Raw genomic sequence first — 1,231 nt, forward strand, 5'->3', positions numbered from 1 at the left:
GGTTTTGGCACTTTCGTAGATCGCGCAAATCACTTCGACGCTGCGTCGACCTTCGTGGCCGTTGATCAACGACGGGCGGCCTTCGTTGATGGCTTTGATGGTTTCTTCAAAGATCTTCGTGTGGCCGTCGTGGCTGATCGCGGACGGGTCGGACGCACCGCCACCGGTATCGGTCTTGCCGACCATTTCGGCGCGAATTTTTTCGTCGGCCGGAGTTTCGTTGGCGAACTCCCAGGCCTTGATGTCTTCTTCTTCCAGGATCGCGCTGCCTTCGCTACCGCTGATTTCGATGCGTTTGAGGGCTCCCGGGTAGGCCGTCGTCGTGGCTTCGATGACCCCCAGCGCGCCGCTTTCGAATTGCAGCGTGGCGACGGCGACATCTTCGACTTCGATGCGTTCGTGGGTCAGCGTCGACGTCATGGCGCTGATGCGTTTGACCGGCCCCATCAGCCACAGCAGTAAATCGACGCTGTGAATCGCCTGATTCATCAACGCTCCGCCGCCGTCCAGCTTCCAGGTCCCGCGCCATTCGCCGCTGTCGTAGTACGCTTGGCTGCGATACCACTTGACGTAGGCGTCTCCCATCGTGACTTTTCCGAACCGCCCCGAATCGACGGCTTCCTTCATCAATCGACTGGACTCGTGGAACCGACTTTGGAAGGCCACGCTCAGTTGGACGCCGGCCTCCTCACAGGCCTGGATGATTTGATCGCAACGCTCGGTCGTGATCTCAAGGGGTTTTTCGACGATCACGTGCTTGCCGGCTTTCGCGGCGGCGACGGCGGGATCCAAGTGCAACCCGCTCGGCGTGCAGATCGACACGGCTTGGACCTCCGGGTCGGCCAGCATTTCCTCCAGCGAGCTGAATCCGCGGCAGTTGTGCTCGGCGGCAAACGGTTCGTACTCCTCCTTGCGGCGGCTGCAGGCACCGACCAGGTGGGCGCCTTCGGCATCGGCGATGGCCCGTGCGTGGAAATTTGCGATCATGCCGCAGCCGACGATTCCGATTCCGATACTCATTTAGCGTCCTCTCCCGGTGAATGGATTCAGGTTTTCAGCCCAGTCAATTTTCAGCCCAGATTGTCACTTCAAACGCGTGCCCTGTGAACCGCCCCGCGGAATGGCGGTCCCGATCTTTTCCGCGACGCCCCAAGTGCTCTGTTTCGTGAGCCGACGGTGCTACGGGCTGTCACTTGCAGAGCGACGGAATTTCCAGTGTGCCCACAGATGG

General features: G+C 60.4%; 1 protein-coding gene. It reads right to left on the reverse strand.

Translation table 11 applies throughout. The annotated features are described in order from the left end of the window. The coding region (locus tag NZK35_RS34280) for a Gfo/Idh/MocA family protein (protein WP_259637030.1) at window positions 1–1,020 on the reverse strand (1,020 nt) is incomplete at its 3' end. Window positions 1,021–1,231 lie beyond the last annotated feature (211 nt).

The organism is Stieleria sedimenti, from assembly GCF_025060895.1.
GTDB lineage: Bacteria > Planctomycetota > Planctomycetia > Pirellulales > Pirellulaceae > Stieleria > Stieleria sedimenti.